This window comes from Acinetobacter sp. 129952 (assembly GCF_056642055.1).
The window spans coordinates 1-14,782 of record NZ_JBWVSU010000020.1 but is presented as its reverse complement, the minus strand read 5'-3'; the positions used below and the strand labels follow the sequence as shown (position 1 = coordinate 14,782).

Below are 14,782 nucleotides of genomic sequence, written 5' to 3'. Positions count from 1 at the left end.
GAACGTTCAAGTATGGGTGCAAATTCTGCGCTAATTTTTGGCATTATCATTAACGTCGCGATTTTGCTCGTATTCTTCCGATTTTTAATGCAACTGGCAGCGGTCAGTCCCTACAATCCTGTGGTTCTTTCTACTGTGAAAGCCACTAAAATTGTAGATGTATTTGGTCGAATTTTCCCAACTTTGGCCAAAGGCCGAGTCAGTACTGCTGCTTTGGCATTACTGGTCGTGCTCTATCTGCTTAAAATTTTTGGCATGATGTATCTGTCAGGTGGGATGCCGAATGGGCCTGTCCATCTGATTATTCTGACTTTTGTTACCATGATGCAGGATTTGATCCGTTTCTGTCGTTATTTGATTTTCGCTACAATTATCTTAAGTTGGGTGGTGATGTTTACCCAGTCTCGTTCGCCTTATATTGAAGTCGTGCAAGAACTGGCTGAACCTTTACTGGCACCATTCCGCCGGATTATGCCAAATATGGGGATGATTGACCTTTCTCCAATCTTTGCCATTTTAACTTTGATTATTATCGAAATGATTATGAACCAGGTGGCGATTGTATTGCTTACCGGTCTTTAATCGGATCCAAATAAAAAAGGACGCCTCAGCGTCCTTTTTTATTTGCTCCTCCCTTTAGAAAAGGGAAGTTGGGAGGGATTTGTTAAACTTCCCAAACGGTGCACAAGTTTTAATCGCAGTACAAGAGGATGGGATATTAACCCTCTCCTGGAAGAAAAGGGGATACCTTTAAAACAATATTGGTTTTCACTTTCTACCCCAGAGGGGTGAGGAAACCCTTTAATGCGCCTCATCCCAGTTTTTACCTTTACCTACTTCAACTACTAAAGGTACAGAAATCTGCAACACTGATTGCATCACTTCAGCCAGTTTAGGTGCGAGTTCATCGGCAATGTCTTCATCCACTTCAAATACCAGTTCATCATGTACTTGCAACAGCATTTTGGCCTGATCTTTCGGCAACATCTTGTCGACTTCAATCATCGCCATTTTAATGATATCCGCAGCCGAACCTTGTAGCGGAGCATTAATCGCAGCACGCTCTGCCGCTTTACGCACCATCATATTACGGGCATCAATATCTGGGGTATATAAACGGCGACCGAGCAGGGTTTCAACAAAACCCTGTTCTAATGCGACCTGACGGGTACGTTGCATATAGTCATAAATGCCCGGATAACGATGGAAATACTGCTTGATATAATCCTGTGATTCCTGACGGGTAAAGCCCAACTGACGGATCAGACCAAACTCGGACATACCGTAAAGTAGGCCGAAGTTGACGGCCTTGGCCTGACGGCGCTGGTCATTGGTCACTTCTTCCAACGGAATGCCCAAAACTTCCGCAGCAGTACGGCGGTGTACATCCTGACCATGAATAAAGGCATCCAGCAGGGCTTCATCCTGAGATAAATGTGCCATGAGACGCAATTCAATTTGTGAGTAATCGGCTGCCAGCAAGACACGGCCTTCAGATGCCACAAAAGCCTTACGGATTTGACGGCCAATTTCGGCACGAATCGGAATGTTCTGCAGGTTTGGATCAGTCGATGATAAACGGCCAGTTGCAGTCAGTGCCTGATGATAACTGGTATGCACACGGTGAGTATCAGGATTGGCCTGTTTGCATAAACCATCGGTATAGGTACTTTTGAGCTTGGACAAACCACGATATTCCAGAATCAGCTGGGCAATCGGATGTTCAATTTTTTCCAGTACACTTTCACTGGTACTGTATTGTCCGGTGGTGGTTTTTTTACCGCCTTTTAGGCCCAGCTTTTCAAATAACACTTCACCGACCTGTTTCGGTGAGCTGACATTAAAGCTTTCCCCTGTAATTTCCATAATCTGGTTTTCCAGATCTTGCATGGTATTGGCAAACTCACCCCCAAGCTGATCCAGAAAAGCCAGATCCAGTTCGATGCCGTTTTCTTCCATTTGCGTCAGTACACGTGCGACCGGAACTTCAATATTATGCAGAATATTCACCAGTTCAGGATGTGCCTGTAATTTGCTGCTCAAGACTTCATAAAGACGATAGGTAACATGTGCATCTTCTGCAGCATAATGCGCTGCAGTTTCAAGTGGAATCTGGTTGAAGGTCTTCTGTTTGGCGCCTTTACCGGCCACCTGTTCATAAGTCGTGGTCAGATGACTCAAATACAGACGGGCCACATCATCCATGCCATGACGAGTCGCGACGGAATTCAGGACATAGGAAGCCAGCATGGTGTCGAAATACCAGCCTGCCAGATGAATGCCATGATTTTCCAGGACATGTGCATCATATTTCAGATGATGACCAATTTTCTTTACAGACTCATCTTCCAGAATGGGTTTGATCTGCGCCAGAATTACTTCACGATTCAGCTGCTCCGGTGCACCTTCATAATCATGTGCCAAGGGAACATAATAAGCATCCTGCGCATCGAAAGCGACCGAGAAACCGACTATCTGTGCAATACGATAATCCAGACTGGTGGTTTCGGTATCAAAGGCAAAACGTTTTTCGGTACTTAGGCGCTCAAACAGTATGTCCCAGTCCTGCTGGCTTAATACTGTGTGGTAGGTCGCTTGACCTAGCTGGTCATCACTGCTGGTCACAGACGCATGGTCTTCCAGAGGTTCTGGTGCTGTAACCGCTTTGGCGTTAATAGATTTTGTCGCCTGCTGGTAGTTTGAATTATTCGGGTTGTTCGGGTGATCTAAGGACTGCAGCTGGTTACGGAATTCCAGCTCGGTGTACAAATGACGCAAGGTCTCGACATTTGGCTCACCCAGTTTTAAATCGTCATAACCAAAATTAAGATCCAGATCGATGACAATACTGGCCAGCTGATGGTCCAGTGCAATGCCATCGACATGTTCTTTAATATTTTGACCGACTTTGCCTTTGATCTTGTCGACATTTTCTAAAATGCCGCCGATCGAGCCATATTCAGTGAGCAGTTTTGCTGCCGTTTTGGCACCTACACCTGGCACGCCCATAATGCCATCTGATGCATCGCCCATCAGGGTCAGATAGTCAATAATCTGATTCGGCCAGACACCAAACTTTTCAAACACCCCGTCGACATCCAGCGGTTTTTCTTTAAAGCTGTCTTCCAGGGTAACTTTTTCGGTCACCAGTTGCGCCATATCTTTATCGCCCGTAGAGATCAGCACCTGATGTCCCATCGCCTCGGCACGTTTGGCCAGTGTTCCGATAATGTCATCGGCTTCGGCACCCGGTAAGGTATGCAGGGGAATGCCCAAAGCGCGGATCAAGGCATGCAGATAAGGAATCTGTTCGGATAATTCCGTTGGCATGCTGGGACGGTCACCTTTATAAATCGGTGACAGCTCATGCCGGAAGGTCGGTTCTGGGGTATCGAAAATCACCGCCATATGGGTCGGTTTGGTCCGGCGCATCAGTTTTTGAATAGCAGAAATCGCACCACGAATTGCATTGGTATGTAAACCGGTTGACGTGGTTAATGGTGGCAGTGCGTGAAAGGCACGAAATAAAAAGTAAGAGCCATCGACCAAGACAAATGGTGGCATGTAATCAATTCCTTATTCAAAATACAGCGCTATTGTACGTGATTTTTACCGCGCTCGCTGAGGCGAGTCTGAGTTTACAGCTTAGCGAATATCGGCCGAAGATGAAATAAGCAGCACAAGCTGTTGTATGATGGAACGATTCAGGAAAGAGAAATATAAGAATGGCTGCAGGACGGAATGAGTTGCACATGATCTGGCTGATTACCTTGCTGATTACCGGGATCAGCGCCTGGTATCTGGGTTATCAGATTGTGACTTATCTGTGTGGTTTGGGGTTTATCTTTAGCGTGATGCAATATGTCACTGCGGTAGAAGCACCGCTGAATCAATTGGCCGGACAGCAGCAGATGTCCTTGGAGCAAAACTCTAAAGTTCCTTTATATATTTCTTCAATTACTGCCATTGTTGGTGGACTGGCTGAACTGGATTGGCTGATGGGGATCGGGATTACGGCCTGGGTATTCTTTTTGCTCAGGTGGCTGCAACGTCTGGAAGGGCGCTTGATACAGCTGCAATCACAATCTCTTTCTGCCGATCCCTTACAGCGATCACCGGATCGATCCGATTCTGTTCCATTGGTGAAAACCGAGTCTGCCCAAGAGGTAAACGATTCTCCTCATCTGGTAGATCAACTGCAGCGCTGGCTTTTTCAGGGGAATCCTGTCCTCAAGGTCGCAATCAGTATTTTGGTGATTGGGATTATTTTACTGCTGCGCTTTGCCACCGAGCACTGGCAACTCAGTCTGGCTGCAAAATTGGGCCTGGTTGCACTGGCAAGTGGCTGTGTAACAGGTCTGGGTTATCGCCTGATGCAAAAAAATCGGAGTTTTGCTCTGGCACTGGAAGGACTGGGTTTGGGGAGTCTGTTCCTGACCTTATTTTTTGCCTATTACAATCTGGTGATTCCCACGTTACCGTTGGCGACTTTGCTATTCCTCATCATTCTGGCCATCACTTTGTATTTAAGTCTGAAACAGGAAAGCATCGAACTGGCCTTGATGGCTTTACTGATTGCTTATCTGGCGCCGTTTACCTTGCCGACCCGCGATGCTTCGGCTGTTGAGCTGATTAGCTATTATTTGCTGATCAATATCGGGGTGGCAGTGCTGAGCAGTTTCCGGCCATGGAAGATTCTCAATCAAATTGCCTTTTTAGTCACTGGGGTCGTTGGCGGGATATATAGCCTGATTCATGGTTATACATATGAGCGTTATGCCATGACTGCGTTGATTCTGGCACATAGTGCGCTGTTTATCTGGCTAGGTTTCCGCTTTAGCCAGTTGCTGGCACGACAGGATCTCTCACGTTTTCAGTTAAAACCGGTATTGGACTTAGCGCTGATTTTTGCTGCACCGATCACGGCATATATTTTTCTGTATCTGATTCATTTTAATCAGCCCAATCAAAAACTCTGGCAAGCTGGATTAAGCCTGTTCTTTGCACTGGTCTTTGCCGCTTGCTGGACACTGCTGCGCCGTAAACAAACTATCCTGCTCATTTCGCAGAGCTATCTGAGCCTGATGCTGATTTTTCTCGCCTTGGTGCCCCCGATCTTATTGACAGAACAATGGAGTGTGATTGGCTGGGCAGTTGAAGGTGTGCTGATTTATTTATGGGCCTTGGAAAAAAATGTCCGGGTAGCACACTATCTGAGCATGGGCTTATTGCTGATGGCCGGATTCAGCAGCCTGTATTATCTGGTCGAGATTAATCCAACACCGCGAATAATTTTCTGGATTTTGAGTCTGTGCTATGTGGCAGTCGTGGTCATCAGTCAGCTTAAAAAGCAGTACCAGCAGCAGATGAATAGTCTGAGTGTCAGTTTTTTAAGCAGCCTAAGTGTCGCGGCCAGTTTGATGCTATTTGCCTTGCTGGAAGATGAATTTCCGAGTCAGCATGCCTATGTGCTGAGTTTATTTATCATCACACTGGGTTATGTAATGTTCAATGAAATGATCCTGCGCAAAAATCAGGAATGGTCTTGGTTACTGCCGAAGTGGAGTGGCATCTCGCCCTTGCTAGTCATTGCGGCGATTCTAACTCTGGATCGCAGTCAGAATGCGGTGATTGTCTGGAATAGTGCTGTGGAACGGGGAGTTTTTGCCCTTTCAGCGATATTGTTGGCCATTCTGTGGCTTAGACCGCTGGCTGGCTTGCAGCTCTCCAAGGAATGGATGAGTTTTGGTGTTTTTAGCAGTCTGGCTCTGGCAAGTTTATGTCTGATCCCGAACATGCCTTATCTGAGCATGGTGATTTTACCTTTATTATTCTGCCTGTGGTGTTATCGACAGGATCCGCAGTCAGGCTGGCAGCAGCTTTGGCAAACCAAGAGCTGTTTATTGCTGATGGCAACTTGGCTGGTTTGTTCACAGTTATTTAGTCAGCAAGCCTTTCAGTATTACTGGCTGCCAATTCTGAATCCTTTTGACCTGATCAGTATCGCCATGTTTGCCAGTTTTATCTGGATGCTGTTACAGCAAATTAAGGTGGGACGTGATAAAGGCATGATGGCGGTTTTAATGGTACTAAGCCTGTTATGGCTATCCAGTTATATTATTTTAAGAGCTTTACATGTGTACCTGCAGACACCGTTTAATGAGCTGGCATTATGGAACAATGCAACAGTTCAGCTCAGTCTGACCATACTCTGGGTATTGCTGGCCTGGATTACCATGTGGACAGCAACGCTCAAAAAACTGAAACCGATGTGGATTTTAGGCGGCAGTATTCTGGTGATTGTGACCTTGAAGCTCGTACTATTTGACCTGTCACATATTGGCACCCTGACCCGGGTGATTTCATTCCTGCTGGCGGGCGGGGTGATGCTGCTGATTGCTTATATTGCACCGATGCCGGAGAAAACTGATTAATTGAATCCTCTCCCTAACCCTCTCCTTTAAGAAAGGAGAGGCAACATTCTTCACTGATGCAGGTTTTGGTTTCGATGTTACTCTCACCTAAAGTTAATTTATTTTAAATCTGGCTCTCTTTTCATTGCCTTGTCATTGGCGTATTGATCGATCTCTTCATTCTCCAAAGGACGGGAAAGTGGGTGATCGACAAAGCCCATTTTCGGCACCGGAATTTCAATCTGGTTATCGACAAAGCCGTTGCGAATCCGTTCCTGCATTTCATCACGTACTTTCAGGTAGTTTTCCTGTTGGCACCACACTGCAAACAGCAGTTCAATCGAAGATTCACGGAAAGCAGTAACGGTGACTGCCGGTTTCGGGTCGGCCAGAACCAGTGGATACTTGTTGGCAACATCCAGCAGAACTTCGCGCACCTTGATAATATCTTCATGGAAATTGATCGCCAACGTAATCGGAATCCGCCGTATCGGAAATTTTGACAGGTTCTGCACTGGCGCCCGAATCAGCTGTTCATTTGGCAACCGTACATAAATATTATCTTGGGTCAAAAGTTTAACCGAGAGCAGGTCAATCGAAATTACTTCACCTTCAATGGTATGCCCACGAATCAAGGTAATCTGGATGGTATCACCGACTTCAAAAGAACCTTCACCAATCAGGAACAGACCACTGATCAGGTTGGATGCTGAGGTTTGCGAAGCAAAACCCAGTGCGACCGTTAAAATCCCTGCAGCGCCAAGGAAGACACTGAGTTTAAAACCGGCTTCTTTCAGGCTGGCCATCACAAACAGCAGGAAGATAAAATAGAAAATCCCGCGGCGCCAGACCAGTTTTTGATGGGCATTAAAACGGACACCAATGGTGCGAATAAAGGTATTGGAAATAAAGCGCGCAATCAGGAAACCAATAAAGCACAACACCACCGCCACCAGAACTTCGGTCAAACGGTCGGTATTGATATTGGTAAATACTCCCTTCAGGCTATTGGTGACTTCGGTCGGAATATTTGAACTTGGCATCAGACGCCCTTAGAAAAATGAATCAAACATATTAAATAACGCACCTGCCGGATCGCGCGGTGGATGCAGATAGGCCACTTCACCAGCATTGGGCGGCGTACGGTTTTCGACCCGAATCCGCGGTGGACGGTCCGAACTTTCATGCAAAACGCGGATTTGCGAGGTCCATAAGCGACCGGTACTTTCACTGTAAAAAAGCGGCAGGGCAGGCACTGGCACATTCATTCGGTCAAAGCGCAATTGCTGGTTACTGGTATTGTGAAACTCAATCGGCGTGACTGCACGAAAGGCCCGTGGATGTAACTGTTTCAGTTCGGTTCTGCCATCGACTGCGGTGGCATAGCAGATTTCCCCCGAGCGATGATTCGGTCCAAACCAGGTGTCTTTTGGCAAGATCACCGGTAAATCGAAAATCGGTTCGCGCTGCCCCTCGACAAAACCGGCAATCCATAAAGGCGTGCTGATATAAAGCGTACCGCGCTGTCCGGCAGGAATGTAAATCGGATCGACTGGTTTAATCACCACAGAACGGTCTGCAAGGCGAGGCATCAGTTGCAATTTGTTTTGCGTGGATTTGAACATATAACGTTCAATCTTCACAGGTGGGGGAAAGGCAAAATTCGGATCATCAATCTGATGCCATTGCTGCTCATAATCGTATTGTACGGAAGGACGATAATATTCCAGTCGCCATTCCTGAATCCCTCGGGTCAGGCGAAACAGCAAGGAGCCAAACTGCCAAGCTTTGGATTGATTTATTTCAAAATTCTGTTCTCCCCACCAGCGCATTTTCGCTGTATTCGGGATTAATTCATCTTTATCTTGCGGCAATCTTGGCACCCTTTCTCGCTAAATCTTTGAAAACATACTTCACGCTGTCATATGCTTAGAGTACACTCAATTTAAATTTTTTCATCATTATTATAATTCGCGATGCAAGTACTTAAACAATTACAAATCCCATATAGCTTCGCCAAGCGCCATGGAGTGCTGTTGCGTTATGAGGGAGATCAGGCCTTTATTCTGCGTCGTGACAATACCTCGATGCTTGCATTGCAGGAAGCTCGCCGTCTGCTCGGTTATCCGGCTCATTTTCAGCTGTGTAGCGAACAGGAATTTAACCAGTTACTCAGTTCCAGTTTTGCCGGCGATAGCGGCGAATCGCAACAGGTCGCTGCCGGTCTGGAAGATCATCCGGATTTACTCAGTCTGGCTGATTCGGTACCGGAAGCAGAAGACCTGATGGATCAGGAAGATGATGCGCCGATTGTGCGTCTGATTAATGCACTATTATCCGAAGCGATTCGTGTAGGGGCTTCCGATATTCATATTGAATCTTTTGAGAAAAAACTGTCGGTGCGTTTACGAGTCGATGGCCAGTTACGCGAAATTGTCCAGCCACGCCGTGAACTGGCACCGCTTCTGGTTTCACGGATTAAAGTCATGGCCAAACTGGATATTGCCGAAAAGCGTATTCCGCAAGATGGCCGTATTTCATTACGCTTGGCCGGACGTGAAGTCGATGTCCGTGTATCCACCTTGCCATCTTCTTATGGGGAGCGGGTGGTGATGCGTCTTCTGGACAAGCAGGCAGGCCGTTTGAACATGACCCATTTGGGCCTGATGAATAATGACTATGATCGACTCAAGACTCTAGTGCATCGCCCACATGGAATTATTCTGGTAACCGGCCCGACCGGTTCGGGTAAAACCACCACCTTGTATGCGGCACTTTCTGACCTGAATGACGGTTCCAAGAATATCCTCACAGCTGAAGATCCGATTGAATATCAGCTGGAAGGCATTGGACAAACGCAGGTCAATACCAAAGTGGATATGACTTTTGCCCGTGCGTTAAAAGCCATGTTACGTCAGGACCCGGATGTGGTCATGGTTGGTGAGATTCGTGATCTGGAAACCGCAGAAATTGCGGTGCAGGCATCCCTGACAGGACATCTGGTGTTATCCACCTTACACACCAATACCGCGATTGGTGCGGTTACGCGCCTGAAAGATATGGGAATTGAACCATTTCTGCTGTCCAGTTCTTTAATCGGGGTAATTGCCCAACGTCTGGTGCGTACCTTGTGTCCACATTGCGCGACCTGGCATGAGGCAGATGCTTTCGAGAAGAATCTATTTGGCAATATTGAGCATCCCCAAGATTTAAGATTACCGCAACCTCAAGGCTGTGAACGTTGTGGCAATACCGGCTTTAGTGGTCGTACCGCGATTTATGAAATTGTGCCAGTCGATGATCATATGCGCCGTTTGATTCATGGCAATGCGGCTGAATATGAAATCGAAAGCTATGCACGTCAGCAGTCAGGTTCTATTCGCGATGATGGTCTGCGTAAAGTACTGGCCGGAAAAACCACGATTGAAGAAGTATTGCGAGTAACCAACGAAGCAGTAGAATAATTTTTTAATCTGCTCGCTTTATCATAATGATCGTCAGGACTTTTGGATATTTACCAGAGACTGACGATTTTTTTCATGAGTTGTGCACGAAAAGGTGCAGTCGGATTTCCCGGATTACGCAGAGTTTCATTTTCATAAAAGTTCTGCCAGGCTTGTGCCATTGCTAAACTCAGTCCTTCCTGTTTCATTGTTTCAACATCTGCCTGAGTAATATTGAGAAAACGGGCTTCAGCATCTTTGGGGCCAGCGCCCCAGCCAATAATCCCTTTACCAAATTCAGGCAGAATCATATTGTTGGGTGTTGCAGGAATGGGTAGGCGTTCAATTTCAGTATTGAGCAGAGATTTTATTTTCGGACGGATTTTTTCTGAGAGATAAAGATCTGCAAAAGAGGTTGTAGCAGTGAGGAGCAGGAGAGAATTCAGAAGAACTAGTTTTAACATCAATATAAATCGAATAAATGTAAATAAGAATCATTATATATAATTTCTTAAGTTTTTGCTGCAGTTTTCAAGTGGGGAAGAGAAGTAGCTTTTGACAAAAGATGAAGCGGGTAAATTTTGAAATTTATAATTGAAGTCTAGCTATCCTGAAACTTTTTTCAGGATAGCTGTTAAATAAAAAAATTAAGTAATTACGTTTAAGTTCACATCAATATTATTGCGGGTCGCATTCGAGTATGGGCAGACGATATGCGCAGCATCGACCAGTTTTTGCGCTTCTTCCTGATCCATGCCTTCAAGATGGATGTTTAATGTCACTTCGATCCCGAACCCGGTAGGAATCGGACCAATCCCAACATCACCTTCAATATAGGCATCTTTACTGATATTGAGCTTGTCACGATTGGCAACAAATTTCATTGCACCCAAGAAACAGGCGGAATAACCTGCGGCAAAGAGCTGTTCAGGATTGGTTCCACCGCCTGGTCCCCCCATTTCTTTAGGTACGGCCAATTGGACGTCCAGAATCTGATCGTCAGAAATGGCGCGGCCATCACGGCCCCCTGTGGCTTTGGCATGTGCGGTATAGACGGCTTTTTCTAATGACATGAGTTAAATCCCTGTTTATTTTTCGTAGAGCTTCTATGCTCGGTGATTTCACCTGAAGAATAAGCAGGGATTTTGTTATTTTATGCAAGCAAATGAAACGATTCAGGAAAGTTGAAGAAGTCTACGGTGTTGCATTAAAGGCATGGATTCACGCACTTTTTGCTGTTCATTTAAATCAAAGTCGACGGTGATGAGTTGAGCACCTTCTGCATGGATCATATTAAGAAGTTGTCCACGACTATTGGTGGCGGCTGCATGTCCCCAAGTCTGGCGTTTTTCTCCATGCCAGCCTTGTTGAGCTGCACCAAGCACCGAGCATTGGCTATCTAGAGCACGTGTTTGCAGAAGAAGCTGCCAGTGCATTTCACCTGTGGTATAGGTAAAGGCAGAAGGAGCGGTCAAGAGGTTTGCACCTTTGGCTCGTAAATTTAACGCCAGTTCCGGAAAGCGCAGGTCATAACAGACCATTAACCCAATATTGCCAAAAGGTGTTTTGGCTACGACAACATCTGTGCCGGGTTCAAAGAACTTGGATTCCTGATAACCACCGACAGCATCGCCGACTTGCACATCAAACAGGTGAATTTTGTCATAACGTGCTTCGGTCCGTTCCGGACTGATACACAGGCTAACGGTACGCACCCGGCCATCCTCAATGATTGAACCATCCGGACGATAAGGGCAGGGTAATGTACCGGCAACGATCCAGGTGTCATATTCATGGGCAAGTTGTTCCAGACGCTGCTGAATCACTTCAAATTGTGCAGCAGTTTCACGCTGTTTACCTGCTGCAAAACAGACAAAGTTTTCCGGGAAAACAATCAGTTCAGCACCATTGGCCTTACTTTGTTGAATTAAAGATTCAATCTCCACGAAATTGACATCAATTTCATTTTGAGAATTCATTTGTACAACAGAAAGTAAAGTCATAGGGTCCTCTTATAAGATGGTTATACCTTTTGCTCGGAAATTTTATCTAAATTGTCTTGCTCTTTCTGTAGCTGTTTGACTAAAGGTTCAAACATGTTCTGATTGCTTTGATTCAGTTTCATCAAGGTTTTATGCGCATCCAGAACCGTATTCAGCATATTTTGATGCGTGACATATTCTTCCATCAGCGCACGTGTGCAGACATTTGGATCACCACAATAATTCAGAATCACAAACACTTGGCTCAATCCCATACTGTTGGCCAAAGTGGTAATGTCAGAATTGGTAGAAAGCATGACAGCCTGAATATTGTGTACTTGCTTGAGTTTGAGTCCTAGTTTCGCTAAAACACCCAGTACGGTACTGTCAATGAAACTGGTTTCGGTGAGATCAACGATAGCGCCAACTACGTTGTCTTGCTGTTCAATTTTGTTCAGTAATTTGTCTAGACTAATACAAGATTGGGCACGCACTTCGCCGATAAGCTTAAAAATATGCGTTCCATTCAGACTTGCATATTCAACATGACCTGTTGACATATAAATGCCATTTGCAGAGAAGGATATTAAATTATCCCATAGGGTGTATTGATACTCAAGTGGCTGAAAGTAGTAATCAAATTAAGTGCTTATAAAGCCTGTAAATATACTGCTAATTTACGCGGATAAAGCTTAAAAAGGCGATATCGTCAGCCACATGTTCGGGAGCCTGAAAAGATTGATTCTGCAAATGGTGTAATAATTGCGAGAATTGTTCATTTAAACCACCATCAAAGGGTTCCAGTGCGCCATCCGAACAGATAATAAAGCGCGCATTGCGACTTAATACCCATTCATTTTCCTCAACTTCAAGATCTTCGGTTAAGCCCAAAGGGAAACTGCTGGAAGAGAGAATTTTAGGCTCTTGATTGGGTTCAAATATAATTGGTGGTGGATAATGTCCGGCGCTAGACCATTTCAATACATGGGTTTCCAGGTTAAGAATCCCAGCAATCATGGTGATGTGCTTTTCAATATTTTCTTGCATTAGCATGCCGTTCAGCTTCTTGATCAGCTCGCGCGGCGTCTTAGAGCGGCCATGGAAAGCTGCCATCCAAGAGGTGAGCAAACTACTGGTGACGCCATGCCCGGATACATCGGCCAAATAGAAAATCACTTCTTTGTCGCTGATTTTCCAATAATCATACCAATCCCCTGAAAGATAGGCGGAAGGCTGAAAATAGGTTTCGACCTCGTAATTGGTCAGTTCAATCGGATTCGGTAACAATTTTTTTTGTAGTTCTGCGGCAGAAGGAAGGTCACGGCTATCCTGGTTACGCTTATATTGTGCATCAATTTTTTGTAATGCCAGATCTGGATTCTCGGGAAGCTTGTTCCAGATCCAGCCGGCTAAAGCACCTTGTTCCCAGGCCTGAGCCAAAGCAGTACCTTCATTTTCTAAGGCCAGTACAATCGTAGGCAGATTCCACTTATATTTCAGATAATCATGTACATCTGCAATCGCAATAATCGTAGAGTCATACAGTTCATGATCATCCAGATAGATCATCTGAACATGAGGAAGCGTATCAAGTACTTGATCTAAGTAAGGAATATCACGAGTCGGTTGAATGAAATACATAAAAAAGTGATTCAATCCCAGGATTGGCTATAAGATGTACTATAACAAGCAAAGTATTGCTAGCGAACAGATTTTCACTAGCAATCATACATGAAGCTTAAACTTAAAGATCTTCGTTTGAAGATTCAATGTTGCTATCACTAGAAGGTGCATCATCAGAATTGTCATCTTCAAAATCATCTTCTAGGAAAAGCGTATCTTGTTCTGTACCTTTCTTTTCTGCAATTGCATAATTGGTACGTTGTAAATAAATATCGCGAATCTGCGCATAGCGATCGCCAGTCAGCACTCCTTCAACGTCCAGTATTTCTGAACGGGTATCGATGGCACGCCAAAACTGATCAGTCCAGTAAAGTCCATCTTCATCTTCGAGAATGTATTTTTGTGGACGAGCTTGACTATCTACAGCAGTACCGATTACGCCACGGACAGAACTTGGACCTAAAAATGGCAACATGATATAAGGGCCAGAAGGCACGCCATAATAACCTAAGGTAATTCCAAATTTTTCCTCTTCATGACTCAAGCCCAGGCGACGCGCTGGATCAGCCAGTCCTAAAGTTGTTAAGGTGTTAATGGTAAAACGACCTAGGGATTTAGCAGCGCGGGCAGGACGACCTTGAATCAGCTGATTCACCACATTCCAAGGTTCACCTAGGTTACTGCGGAACTGGGTATAGCTGCCACGAACATCTTGAGGAACTTTTTCCACATATTGTACGGCTATGGGACGTACCACGGTGCGGTCAATCGCATCATTAAACTGATAGATCTTTCTATTTAACGGTTGAAAAGGATCTTTAACTTCTTCAGCCTGTGCTGCACTGGCATCAACTTTCAGTTGCGTTTGTAATTGTTGCGCTTTGGTCGAGATTTTTGTTCTAAGCGGCGTTTTTGCAGGCTCGTTTTCCAGATTTTCCACACTGGTGGCCGCCTCGGCGAAAACATGTGCGCTTGAAGCTAAAGAAAATAAGCATATAGATAAGTAAATAGAACGATGCATAAGGTAACCTGAGGCCTTTTCTGTGTAAGTAGCACTACTTATTAGTATAAAAATAATAAACGTTATATTCACGAATAGACATCATTTAAGCAAATTTGTATAAAAAATGAATGAAAACACACGAAAAGCTTAAAAAATATACATACAAAATGATTTTCTTGAAAAAGGTGTTGCAAGGGCTCTGAAATGCTGTAGAATGCACATCCATCGGCGGTGATGAAGATTAAAACTTCTGATAAAACAGTGACTTAGTTAAGTTTGATTGAGTTGGGTTTTAGAAAGAAAGTTTAAAAATAGTTT

The 14,782-nt window shown here is 45.0% G+C and carries 12 protein-coding genes; 3 read left to right on the top strand and 9 right to left on the bottom strand.

Annotation, left to right across the window (positions count from 1 at the left end; genetic code table 11):
- Positions 1–12 precede the first annotated feature (12 nt).
- Complete coding sequence (locus AC1IR0_RS14800; protein ID WP_004278259.1) at positions 13–582, top strand: YggT family protein; 570 nt, start codon at positions 13–15, stop codon at positions 580–582.
- Positions 583–801: 219 nt separating this feature from the next.
- Here AC1IR0_RS14800 and polA read toward each other — a convergent pair whose 3' ends face one another.
- Positions 802–3,564 carry a DNA polymerase I gene (gene polA, locus AC1IR0_RS14795; protein WP_479741517.1) on the bottom strand — a complete coding sequence of 921 codons (2,763 nt, stop codon included), beginning with the start codon at positions 3,562–3,564 and terminating at the stop codon, positions 802–804.
- Positions 3,565–3,725: 161 nt separating this feature from the next.
- Here polA and AC1IR0_RS14790 point away from each other — a divergent pair, with 161 nt between their 5' ends.
- Positions 3,726–6,434 (top strand): DUF2339 domain-containing protein, encoded by a 2,709-nt coding sequence (locus AC1IR0_RS14790; protein WP_479741516.1) that lies wholly within the window; start codon positions 3,726–3,728, stop codon positions 6,432–6,434.
- A 98-nt stretch (positions 6,435–6,532) separates the two neighbouring features.
- On the opposite strand, the gene AC1IR0_RS14785 is transcribed toward AC1IR0_RS14790, so the two are convergent.
- The gene (locus AC1IR0_RS14785; protein ID WP_184412616.1) at positions 6,533–7,456 is read right to left on the bottom strand and encodes a mechanosensitive ion channel family protein; all 924 of its coding nucleotides are present in this window, start codon (positions 7,454–7,456) and stop codon (positions 6,533–6,535) included.
- Positions 7,457–7,465: 9 nt separating this feature from the next.
- The gene (locus tag AC1IR0_RS14780; RefSeq protein ID WP_479741521.1) at positions 7,466–8,245 is read right to left on the bottom strand and encodes a hypothetical protein; all 780 of its coding nucleotides are present in this window, start codon (positions 8,243–8,245) and stop codon (positions 7,466–7,468) included.
- Between the two features lie 144 nt (positions 8,246–8,389).
- On the opposite strand from AC1IR0_RS14780, the gene gspE reads away from it, so the two are divergent.
- Entirely contained in the window at positions 8,390–9,877 is a 1,488-nt protein-coding gene (gene gspE, locus AC1IR0_RS14775; protein WP_180039067.1) for a type II secretion system ATPase GspE, read from the top strand.
- A 50-nt stretch (positions 9,878–9,927) separates the two neighbouring features.
- Here the strand turns inward: gspE and AC1IR0_RS14770 are convergent, their stop codons facing one another.
- The 6 genes from AC1IR0_RS14770 to AC1IR0_RS14745 form a co-directional block, all read right to left on the bottom strand.
- Complete coding sequence (locus tag AC1IR0_RS14770) at positions 9,928–10,320, bottom strand: DUF4951 domain-containing protein (protein WP_005103334.1); 393 nt, start codon at positions 10,318–10,320, stop codon at positions 9,928–9,930.
- Between the two features lie 183 nt (positions 10,321–10,503).
- Positions 10,504–10,929 carry an organic hydroperoxide resistance protein gene (locus tag AC1IR0_RS14765; protein WP_005246047.1) on the bottom strand — a complete coding sequence of 142 codons (426 nt, stop codon included), beginning with the start codon at positions 10,927–10,929 and terminating at the stop codon, positions 10,504–10,506.
- Positions 10,930–11,031: 102 nt separating this feature from the next.
- On the bottom strand, positions 11,032–11,859 hold the full coding sequence (locus AC1IR0_RS14760) for a carbon-nitrogen hydrolase family protein (RefSeq protein ID WP_005107790.1): 828 nt from the start codon (positions 11,857–11,859) through the stop codon (positions 11,032–11,034).
- A 20-nt stretch (positions 11,860–11,879) separates the two neighbouring features.
- On the bottom strand, positions 11,880–12,398 hold the full coding sequence (gigB, locus tag AC1IR0_RS14755) for an anti-anti-sigma factor GigB (protein WP_005103337.1): 519 nt from the start codon (positions 12,396–12,398) through the stop codon (positions 11,880–11,882).
- Between the two features lie 112 nt (positions 12,399–12,510).
- On the bottom strand, positions 12,511–13,479 hold the full coding sequence (gene gigA, locus AC1IR0_RS14750) for an RsbU family protein phosphatase GigA (RefSeq protein WP_004732911.1): 969 nt from the start codon (positions 13,477–13,479) through the stop codon (positions 12,511–12,513).
- 103 nt (positions 13,480–13,582) lie between these two features.
- Positions 13,583–14,482 carry an MlaA family lipoprotein gene (locus AC1IR0_RS14745; protein WP_004278245.1) on the bottom strand — a complete coding sequence of 300 codons (900 nt, stop codon included), beginning with the start codon at positions 14,480–14,482 and terminating at the stop codon, positions 13,583–13,585.
- Positions 14,483–14,782 lie beyond the last annotated feature (300 nt).

What these genes read in the sequence shown, in the direction of transcription:
- AC1IR0_RS14800 (WP_004278259.1), top strand. Translation starts at nt 13, where the DNA reads ATGGGTGCAAATTCTGCGCTAATTTTTGGCATTATCATTAACGTCGCG.
- polA (WP_479741517.1), bottom strand. Translation starts at nt 3,564, where the DNA reads ATGCCACCATTTGTCTTGGTCGATGGCTCTTACTTTTTATTTCGTGCC.
- AC1IR0_RS14790 (WP_479741516.1), top strand. Translation starts at nt 3,726, where the DNA reads ATGGCTGCAGGACGGAATGAGTTGCACATGATCTGGCTGATTACCTTG.
- AC1IR0_RS14785 (WP_184412616.1), bottom strand. Translation starts at nt 7,456, where the DNA reads ATGCCAAGTTCAAATATTCCGACCGAAGTCACCAATAGCCTGAAGGGA.
- AC1IR0_RS14780 (WP_479741521.1), bottom strand. Translation starts at nt 8,245, where the DNA reads ATGCGCTGGTGGGGAGAACAGAATTTTGAAATAAATCAATCCAAAGCT.
- gspE (WP_180039067.1), top strand. Translation starts at nt 8,390, where the DNA reads ATGCAAGTACTTAAACAATTACAAATCCCATATAGCTTCGCCAAGCGC.
- AC1IR0_RS14770 (WP_005103334.1), bottom strand. Translation starts at nt 10,320, where the DNA reads ATGTTAAAACTAGTTCTTCTGAATTCTCTCCTGCTCCTCACTGCTACA.
- AC1IR0_RS14765 (WP_005246047.1), bottom strand. Translation starts at nt 10,929, where the DNA reads ATGTCATTAGAAAAAGCCGTCTATACCGCACATGCCAAAGCCACAGGG.
- AC1IR0_RS14760 (WP_005107790.1), bottom strand. Translation starts at nt 11,859, where the DNA reads ATGACTTTACTTTCTGTTGTACAAATGAATTCTCAAAATGAAATTGAT.
- gigB (WP_005103337.1), bottom strand. Translation starts at nt 12,398, where the DNA reads ATGTCAACAGGTCATGTTGAATATGCAAGTCTGAATGGAACGCATATT.
- gigA (WP_004732911.1), bottom strand. Translation starts at nt 13,479, where the DNA reads ATGTATTTCATTCAACCGACTCGTGATATTCCTTACTTAGATCAAGTA.
- AC1IR0_RS14745 (WP_004278245.1), bottom strand. Translation starts at nt 14,482, where the DNA reads ATGCATCGTTCTATTTACTTATCTATATGCTTATTTTCTTTAGCTTCA.